The organism is Bacillus sp. NS1 (assembly GCF_058248265.1).
Genome location: NZ_JBZAZF010000014.1, coordinates 1 through 11,025, shown reverse-complemented (window position 1 = coordinate 11,025; position 11,025 = coordinate 1). Strand labels below are relative to the sequence as shown.

Here is an 11,025-nt window from a genome sequence, read left to right as displayed (position 1 = left end):
AGCGCGCCACATCCCCGGTTTTGTACATGCGTTCACCCGGGTAAAACGGGTCCTCAAGAAAACGCTCCTCTGTTAAGGCCGGCCGATTTAAATAGCCTCTGGCAACACCTGCTCCGGCAATGTACAGTTCGCCGATACATCCGGCAGGCAGCATCCGCTGCCTCTGATTTAGGATATACAATCTGACATGATGAACAGATTTTCCAATTGGAACGCGTTCAAGCTTTTCATGCAGCGGACAATCAAAGAATGAAGCTTCTACAGTTGCCTCCGTTGGTCCATAGGAATTGGTTAATCCAACATTCGGAAGCAACTCGCAAAATCGGGAGACGAGATGGGTCCCCAGCTGTTCTCCCCCGGAAAACACTCGCTTGAGTCCGTTTGTCTTAACCGGTACAGAGCGATATTTTATATGTTCTAAAAATGCATGGAGCATTGAAGGTACAAAATGCATAGCTGTGATCTTTTGTTCTTCTATGGCCTTCGCGATCACTTCAGGCTCTTTTTCGCCTCCCTGAGGAAGCAGATAAACAGAAGCACCGGCATAAGGCCACCAAAACAGCTCCCATATTGAAGCATCGAATGAATACGATGTTTTGTGCATGATCACATCTGAATGCTTAAGCTGATAACGGGACTGTAGGGAATTCAAAAAATTCACCGCTGATCGATGTTCAATTTCAACACCTTTAGGCACCCCGGTAGAGCCGGATGTATAGATGACATAGGCTAAAGATTTAGGGAGTACGTCCACATTCGGATTGGACAAACGATGTTTCAGTCCGCTATTTGTCTGATTGAGGTAGACAATCTCTCCTGCAAATGCCGGAACACGCAGGCCGGAAGACTGAAGCAGGAGAATGTCTGTACCGCTGTCCTCCAGCAGAAAGCTGATTCGTTCTTCCGGGTAATCCGGGTCAATAGGAAGATAAGCGCCGCCAGCTTTAAGAATGCCATAAATGCCAATCAGCATTTCAGGCGAACGCTTTCCTATAATGGCTACGGTCGTTTCAGATTTTACTCCTCGTCCGATCAGCTCCCAGGCGATACGGTTAGCCTGTTCGTTCAATTCTTTATAGGTCATCGCTCCATCTTCAAGGATAACGGCCGTCTGATCAGGCGTTTTTGCTGCCTGCTGTTCGAGTGCATAGTGGAGAGTTTGGTTCATCGAATAGCCCGTCTCCTGAAACGGATGGCATGATTCAATGAAATCTCTCTCTTCTTCTTTTGTTAAGATTGGAATATTGTCCAATTCTGTTTCAGGGCTGAGAGCTGTATATTCCACAAGCGTGGTGAAAAGGCCGGCCCATCTTTGGACGGTTTCTTTTTCAAACAAAGCTGTACTGTATTCAAACTGACAGAAAAGCTCAGCATCGTGTTCTGTTACATACAGTGAAATATCAAATTTCGATATTGGATGCTGCAAGTCGTTCCATCGAAGCTGTACATCTTTCATTTTCAGCTTTTGCTGTTCCATATTCTGAAGGACTAGTGTTGTGTCAAACAATGGATTCCGGCTCATTTCCCGCTGCACACCGAGTTTATCCACAAGCTCTTCAAACGGATAATCCTGATGCTCATACGCTTCTAGTGCAGTCTTTCTGACTTCTGTCAGAAATTCCTCAAATGTCTTATTACCCGCTGGGCGTGTGCGGAGAGCCAATGTATTGACAAACATCCCAAGAACAGCTTCAAGGTCGGCATGGGGCCGTCCGGCTATAGGTGAACCAATCACGATATCATCTTGACCGCTTAACCGCGACAAAAAGGCTGAATACAAAGCGAGAAGCGTCATGTAAAGTGTGCTTCTATTTTTATTGGCAAGCCGCTTTATGCGGTCCGTGATCTCTTTATCCAATTGAAAGGTTACTTTTCCGCCTGTGAATTGCCGTTCTGCCGGACGGCGTTTATCTGTCGGAAGCTCCAGTATAGGAAGATCCCCGCTAAACTGCTTCTGCCAGTAAGTCTCTTGCTTTTGGTACGAGTCTCCCTTTTTAAATTGCTGCTGCCAGACGGCGTAATCTTTATACTGGATCCGTAATGGTTTAAGCTGCCGGTTTGCATAAAGATCGGTGAATTCTCGGATTAGAAGCTGAACGGATACGCCATCTGAAATGATATGGTGCATATCCACCAGCAATACATGCTTCTCGTTCGTCACTTTTATAAGGCCCGCTCTAAATAATGGCGCCTGGCTGAGATCAAAGGGGCGGATAAACTCCTCGATAGCGGTCTCTGTACTTAATGTAAACGGCACTTCGGTGTGAATACGCTGAACAGGCTCGCCATCTGCCCCGGATACAAAGGAAGTGCGAAGAGGCTCATGCCGGCTGATCAGTTCTTTACATACAGCAGACAGTTTAGCGACATCCAGTGTCCCTTCCAGTTCTAAGACCGCAGGCATATTGTAGGCGACACCCTCATCAAGCTGCTGAAGCACATATATCCGTTTTTGGGCTGAAGATACAGGATATGTCTCCCTTTCTTCTGCAGGTTCAATTGCTGCATACGGATTTTCCTCTGCATTTTGAATGATTAAAGCCAATCCCTCTACAGTCGGATGGGCAAAGATGTCCTTAAGCGGAACTTGCACATGAAATTCCTTTGCGATCCGTGACATGAGAACTGTTGCTTTTAGAGAGTGGCCTCCATGGTCAAAAAAGTTGTCTTGGATGCCTATAGGGCCATTCTTCAGCACGTCTTCAAATAGTTGTGAAAGCTTTGCCTCTATCAGATTACGAGGGGCAGCATATGGATTTCCGCTGATTGAAGCATCTGGGGCTGGAAGCGCTGCCTGATCTATTTTTCCGTTTGGGGTAAGAGGTATGCTGTCAACCCAAATCCATTTCGCCGGAATCATGTATTCTGGTAGCTCACTAGCCATATAGCTGCGTAAATCTATTGCATTCAGCTTTTGTACACTGCAATAGTAAGCGCATAATTCATGTTCACCGTTTTGATCTTGTCTGATGAGAATGGCAGCCTCTTTAATGTCCAGATGATTCATTAACGTGACTTCGATTTCTTGCGGCTCGATTCGATAACCTCTGATTTTCACTTGATTGTCTGCCCGTCCTATATATTCGATGTTGCCGTCTTCAAGCCGTCTGGCCAAATCACCTGTACGATACATGATCACACCAGGCCTGAATGGGTCGGATAAAAATTTGTCGCGTGTCAGTTTATCGTGATTGACATATCCTCTGGCAACACTTGCGCCGGAAATATAGAGTTCACCTGGTACACCGCATGGCTGTAGCTGTTTGTGGTGATTCAGTATATATAGATCAGTACAGCCTATCGGTTTACCGATTGGCGGAAACTCAGGAATAGGGTCTCCCGGATGAATGGTGTACGTAGATACCACATGAGTTTCTGAAGGCCCATAATGATTGTGCAGGTATATGCCGCGTTCACGTAACACGTCTTGGAAAAGGTCTGAAATCATTAATTGTTCCCCGGCTGCAATCAAGTGTTTGATGCCATAAGGAAACGAGTTCGCAAGTTGCCGCTCGCTGAACATCATTTTGATAAAAGCTGTTGGGAGAAACACAATATTCGTCTGATGCTTGTTTATAAATGCAAACAGCTGAGGCACATCTCTTTTTATGGCTTCTGGGACGATGTGCAGGGTGCCGCCTTTCAGAAGCGCAGAAAATATTTCTTGATAGCAGACGTCAAAGGCAGGTGTCGCAAATTGCAGAACATCTGCTTCGAAGTCAATTCCAGAGCGAGTATATTCGAACTTCAGCAAGTTAGCCATGTTTCGATGCTCAAATTGAACCCCCTTTGGTTTACCTGTTGTACCTGACGTATAAATGATATACAGCAGATCGTCAGCATTGTTGACTGACTTCATGTTACTGCCCTCTTCTTTGGTTTCGATATCTTCTGCATGAGTGATAATGTAATTGTTTTCTAACGATGAGGATAGATGCGCTTGTGAAACAACATGCGAACAGCCGCAGTCATGCAGAATATAACGGATTCTGTCAGCCGGGTAATGCGGATCAACCGGAACAATGGCGCCGCCCGCCTTCAAGATACCAAGAACAGCTGTGATAAACGCCGCAGAGCGTTCCATCATAATGGCAACGGGCTCCTGTCTCACAACACCCTTCATTCGTAAATGCCGCGCCAATCTGTTAGCCGATTTATTCAGTTCTTTGTATGTTAACGAGCAGGCTTGATCAATTACAGCATAAGCGTCCGGTGTCTTTTCCGCTTGTTTTTCAAACATAGCATGGATGGTTTCGGGAACTGGAGTTCGATCCGCGATTTCCCCAATCAGCTGCCGCTTTTCAGTATCTGTCGTGATCTCGATTTCTTCAGGCGGAAGATTCGGATTATTTAAGATTTGCGATACAGCATTCAGAAGATGCTCCTTGACAGAAAGCACAAAAGATCGATCATGCTGCTCCCCATCATAGCTCATTTTAATATGGATTTCTTCTCCTGGCGCCACCATAAGATAAAAGCTGTAGTTGGTTTCATCCGCCACAGTGAAGTTATGAATCTGAAAAAGATCAGAAGCATGTTCCTGCTTGTTCAGCATTTGAATCTCTTGCTGAACCGGATAGTTTTCAAATACGAGAATATGATCAATCAGCCCTTGTTTAACAGCTGAACGGGCCTGAATCTCATATAAAGGGTGGTAGCTGTATGCTTCAGCGGCAAGACGGTCTTTTTGCATATCTTTTATGAGCTGTAGAAATGGTGTTTTTGCCCCCTGCACCCGAACTGGAATCGTGTTAATGAAAAGACCTACCATATGTTCAATGCCTTCGATTTCTGCGGGTCTTCCTGAAATGACAGAGCCGAATACGGCGTCATCGTTATTATTATACTTTTGAAGCAGTATGCCCCAAACGGTATGGAAAATCGTACTGAGAGTTACTTCTTCTCTTGCCGCAAGCTCCGAAAGCCTGCTGCTTTCTTCCTTAGAGAATGAAAACGTAACGTGTTCCTGCCTGCTTCTCCCCTTTGTTTTTTTCTGCTTCGGGAGCATGGTTTGCTGTTCATGGCCGGAAAGATAATGTTCCCAATATGAAACTGCCTGCTCTTTGTCTTGCTCCATCAGCCATTTGATATAGCTTCCGTATGGCTGGACCGGCTCCAATGATATAGGGGTGGCATTTACATAAGATGCGTAAATATGGAGAAACTCCTTTAGCACAATGCTGAGGCACCATCCGTCCATCATGATGTGATGAAAGGTCCAAATACAAGTGTACTGGCTTTCTCCTGTTTGAATCAGAGCGATGCGCATGAGCATATCCTTTTGCAAGTGAAACCCTTGGGCGCGGTCTTTTTCTTTCAATTGTTCGATAAACTGTGCTTGCTTCTCTTCGTTTAAATGAGTAATGTCTTTTTCCTGTACGATGATGTTCCGTTCTCTCAGGACAACCTGCTGGGGAGAGGAAACATTTTGGCTGATAAAAATCGTTCTGAAAATATCGTGTCTTGCTACAAGAGCGTTGATGCTGTTTTGAAAAAACTGCGAGTTGACTTTTCCTTCTATTGTAAAAGAAGCTTGCTCAACATATGCCTGTGAATCTTTTTGCAGGAGGGAATGGAAAAGCATCCCTTCCTGCATGTACGACAGCGGATAAATATCCTGAATTGAATTCGCTTTTGTCATGTTCATGTCTCCCTGTCCGATTTTCTACAATTCTTCCACCAAGCTGGATATACTGTCCAAATCCTCTGCCGTTAATGATTGACTGCTGAAATCGCTCAGCGTCTTTTCTGCTTTCTGTTTACCGGCGCAATGTTTCATAATGTCCCGCAAAAAGTGTTCAATCCTGTTGATAAGCTGCTCCATTGTATTTCTATGAAAGCGGGCTGGCGGATAACTAAGATTGAAATGGAGCTTGTTATCTGCTGCCATTGCACTCATCTCGATGATTTGCTCACGCTTCCATGTATGAGTGATATCCTTTCCGCTCCCAAGACTTGATGGACGGAAGCTGTTCTGTCTTTCGATGTCGTTGAACTGGCCCAAATAGTTAAAGCTGATGTCAGGTGTTTTTGAAAACGTAATGCTTTTGTTTTCAGGGTGTGTAAGGTATTTCAGCATACCGTAACCTACCCCTTTGTTTGGTATCCGACCCAGTGTATCTTTAACGGTTTTTACTGCGGTTCCAAGCTCATCCCTATGATTTTCAAAGCTTATGAGGGCTGGGTACATGGATGTAAACCAGCCGACCGTCCGGCTGATATCTAACTCTGGCAGAATGTGTTCTCTCCCGTGTCCTTCCATAGCGATACGGAGCTGGCTTCCGCCTGTCCATTCACAAATCGCCAAGGATGCTGCGGTTAACAGAATATCTTGTGTATCTGTACCATAGGCGTGATTGACGTTTTGCAGCAAAACGGCAGTGTCTGCTTCAGAGAGTGAAAAGCGTATCGAATCCCTTCTGCTGCAGTCTGCGTTCTCATAAAGCGGCATTTCATATGGCAGTTCCGCAGCTTGCTGTTCTTCCACACTTCGCCAATACGCCTCTTCACGAATCAGCCTGCTGCTTTGGGCATATTCCTGAATCCGTCTTGCGTATTCCTGGTAGGAATCAGTTTTAGGCGGAAGCTGAATCGCCTGGCCTGAAGATGCTTGTTGGTACCCTGCTGACAAATCCTCCAGCAAAATCCGCCATGCCACACCATCAACGACAAGATGATGGATCGCAAGGAACAAGTAATCTCCTGTCAGTGTTTTAAACCACGCGGCATGTAACAATGGTCCTTTTTGCAAATTGATGCGTTGCTGAAGATCTGCAACTTCTTGTTTGATTTGCGTTTCCCAACCGCTTTCGGACTGTGAAAGATCAGATATTCTTAAACTGTACAGCTGTGACTCCTGAATGCCTTGGTTGATTTGAATCCATTGCCCGTCATCGTTACGATAAACCATCCGAAGCGCATCATGATGCTCCGCCAGTTTTTTTAAGGCTGCTCTAAGGGCGTCTTCAGACAAACGGTCAGAATGGAAAAGCATGACAGACTGATTAAAATGGTGTCGTTCTTCAATATCTTGTGAAAGAAACCATTGCTGAACAGGCGTCCAAGGAACATCTCCCTGAATGGGGCCTTGTTCTATGATTCTCTCTGTCTTACGGATAAATGGTGATAAGACTTTTATCTTTGGATGCCGGAATAAATCACTTACCTGCAAGCTTAGCCCATGGCGCCCAAGGCGTGCAGAAACTTGAAGCGCTTTGATTGAATCTCCGCCCAATTCAAAAAACGAATCCTCTATTCCGATCCTCTGGATGCCGAGAACCTCCTGCCAGATCAATGCCAGCTGTTCTTCAAGGTCATCGCGTGGCGGGACGTACGTTTGTTTAGATGCGAAATCTGGTTCAGGAAGTGCTTTCCGGTTCAATTTGCCGTTTGATGTGAGCGGAAGAGTCTCCATTTCAATGATGTACGCCGGGATCATATAATTTGGCAGTGAACGCGCGAGAAGAGAACGCACTTGTTCAGCATTCGTGCCTGCATTTACGCTGATGTAGCCATACAGCTCTTTGCTCCCCATCTGGCCTGTACGTGCCAACACAGCGGCTTCTTTGACCCCGTCTATTTGGCGAAGTGCTGATTCGATCTCACCAAGCTCTACCCGATAACCTCTGACTTTTACTTGATCATCAATACGGCCAACGTACTCAATTGTGCCATCGGGAAGCCAGCGCGCCAGATCACCTGTGCGGTACAGTCGATCGCCAGGCGCAAATGGATTTGGGACAAATTTCTCTTTCGTTAAATCAGGACGGCCCAAATATCCTCTGGCGACGCCATCTCCGCCGACACAAAGTTCGCCAACAGCTCCGATCGGCTGCAGCATTCCCCATTTATTTAAGATATAAGCGGTGGAATTACCAACCGGCCGCCCGATCGGAATGGAAAGTTCATATGTTTTTTGAATGTGAAGGCATGTCGAAAAAGTTGTATTTTCGGTAGGGCCATATCCATTCCATATAGATACTTCAGGGCAGACATTTCTGATTCTATTGACGTGGCTCGGCGACAAAGCTTCTCCGCCTATAATCAAATGTTTCAGCTGTGAAAATGTTTGTTCATTTTGCTCTGTCAAATGATTGAATAGAGAAGATGTCAGCCAAATCGTTGTGATTCCTTGATGTTCTATGTACCTCTTAAGCTGATGGGAATCGAGAAATGTTTGTTGATCGGACAGATGCAAAGCGGCACCATTTAGCAGCGGTCCGAAAATTTCAAATGACCCAACGTCGAAACCGATTGATGATGTCATCAAAAGGCGGTCTTCAGGTGTAAATGTAATATAATTGCTATTTTTAACAAGACGAATTACACTTCGCTGCTCAATCATGACACCCTTTGGTTTACCGGTTGATCCAGAGGTATAAATGATATATGCAAGTGAATGTGGCTCTGCTGAAGAATCAACGTTCTTCGTTTCTCCTTGCTTTTGAATATCTTCGATTATGATTTGTTCACATTCAATGTCTAATAGCTGTTTTTCTGTTTTTTCAGATTGAAGGAGTAATGCCGCCCCGCTGTCTGACAGCATATAAGCTATTCGTTCAACAGGCAGATCAGGTGCGATAGGCAGGTAGGCTCCCCCGGCTTTCAGAATACCCAGCATTCCCGCTATGAGTTCTGGCGTTCGTCCTGTCAACAAGGCTACAACACGATCAGGCCCTACTCCTTTTCTCTGTAGAACTGAAGCAATTTGATTTGCCCGGCTGTTCAGATCCGCGTAAGTTAACTCTTGTGTATCGCTGACAATTGCAATGGCATTAGGTGTTTGTTCAGTCTGCATTTCAAAGAGCCTGCTGATGGTTTCATTTCTTGGATAATCTATTTTTGTACGATTGAGCTCGTGGATAAGGTAATGGGTCTCATCCTCATTCAGGATATTTATTGTTCCGAGAGCGGCTTTGTTGTCTTGGATGATGGCGCGTAACATATTGATGAAGTATTGAAGCCACTTTTCTATCGTTTTTTTCTTATATAAGTCAGTACTAAACTCCATTTGGAACGTCAGCAAACCGCGGGGCTGTTCCTGGGTATATAGGGTTAAATCAAATTTGGACGTTTGATGCCCATTGTTTGCTGCAGATTTGAGACAAAGTTCATTCAGCTCCAACGATTCCTGATCCATGTTTTGAAGAACAAACATTACGTCAAACAGAGGATTTCTGCTCATATCCCGTGTCAATTCAAGCTTATCAACAAGTTCTTCGAACGGGTAATCCTGGTGCTCAAAGGCTTCCAATGCTGTCTCACGCACTTCCTGCAAATACTGTACGAATGGCTTCCCGCCCTCCGGGCGCGTCCGAAGCCCCAGCGTGTTCACAAACATGCCGAGTATCGGCTCAAGATCCTTGTGCGGCCGGCCGGCAATTGGCGAGCCAACGATGATATCTTCCTGTCCGCTTAAGCGTGACAAGAACGCGGTGTAAGCCGCAAGGAGCACCATGTACAGTGTGCTTCCGTTTTCCCTTGCCAGTTTATGAAGGCCTGATGCAGCCTCTTGATCCAGCGTAAATAAGACCTTGTCACCCGCGAAGCTTCGCACCGGCGGGCGGGCATGATCAGCCGGAAGATCCAGCACAGGCAGCTCGCCCTCGAGCTGCTTCAGCCAGTACGCCTCTTGCGTTTTGTACGCGTCTCCTGTTTTGAATCCTTCTTGCCATACGGCATAATCTTTATATTGAATGCGCAGTGCCGGAAGCTTCCGATTATTGTACAGCTCGCCGAATTCCCGAATCAGAATGTTGACGGAAACACCGTCTGACATAATGTGATGCATATCAACCAGCAACAGGTGCCGCTCATCTGATACCTTTACGATTTGGGCACGGAACAGCGGCGCTTGACTGAGATCAAACGGTTTGATAAATGCGGCTGCGGCCTCCTGTTCGGTTCGTTCGCCGAGAACTGTAGTCTGTAACGTAAACGGCACCTCGTCATGGATGCGCTGCACCGGATCGCCTCCTGCGTCCTGTTCGAAGGCGGTTCGAAGCGACTCGTGGCGCTTGATCAGCTCTTTGAAAGCTCTGTCCATCCTTTCAGGGTTGAGCTTCCCTTCGAGCTCTAACACAGCCGGCATATTGTAGCCTGTCCCTCCGTCCTCCAGCTGCTGAAGGACATAAATCCGCTTTTGGGCAGAGGAAACCGGATAGGTTTCCTGTTTTTCAGCGGGCTTAATCGCTTCATATGGACTGTCCGTTCCTTCACGGATAACGGTAGCCAGTCCTTCTACTGTCGGATGGGCAAACACATCTTTTAGCGGCACCTGTACATCGAATTCTTTGGCGATCCGTGAGACTAGCGCCGTTGCTTTTAAGGAATGTCCCCCGCGGTCAAAAAAGTTGTCGTGAATCCCGACAGGGCCATTTTTCAGCACGTCCTCCCACAGCTGAGAAAGCTTCATCTCAGTCACGTTTCTCGGCGCCGTGTAGGTCTCCGCATCTGCCGCTCCGTCAGGAGCTGGCAGGGCGTTTCGGTCGAGCTTTCCGCTTGGTGTAACCGGCCACTGTTCCATTTCTATCATATAGGCTGGGACCATGTAGCCCGGCAACAGTCTCTCAAGCTGCGCTCGGACTTCGTTTCTTTGGAGCCCTTCTACATAAGCGCATAATTCCGGCTCCCCGCTGTCTGTCCGTACGGTAACGGCCGCCTCTCTTACACCTTCTATACTTCTTAGTGCCGCTTCAATTTCTCCCGGCTCAATCCGGTAGCCGCGGATTTTCACCTGATCATCCGTGCGGCCGAGGAATTCAACATTCCCGTCAGGGAGCCAGCGCGCCACGTCTCCTGTTTTGTACATGTGTTCCCCCGGGTAAAACGGGTCTTCTAGAAAACGCTTTTCCGTTAATGCCGGCCGATTCAAATAACCTCTGGCAACACCCGCTCCGGCAATGTACAGTTCGCCGGCGACACCAGAAGGCTGTACGGCTAAATGCGGATCTAAAACATACAAACGCGCACCGGGTACGGGCTTTCCAATCGGAATCCGCAAACGGTCCCTGTCCCGTTCTGGAT

2 protein-coding genes are annotated in these 11,025 nt (G+C 46.7%); both read right to left on the bottom strand.

Features of this window, described 5'->3' with window-relative positions:
• Window positions 1–5,641, bottom strand: a 5,641-nt coding sequence (locus AC4CV5_RS20655) for an amino acid adenylation domain-containing protein (protein ID WP_490923783.1), incomplete at its 3' end; no start/stop codon positions are given.
• A gap of 24 nt (window positions 5,642–5,665) precedes the next feature.
• Window positions 5,666–11,025, bottom strand: a 5,360-nt coding sequence (locus AC4CV5_RS20650) for an amino acid adenylation domain-containing protein (RefSeq protein WP_490923781.1), incomplete at its 5' end; no start/stop codon positions are given.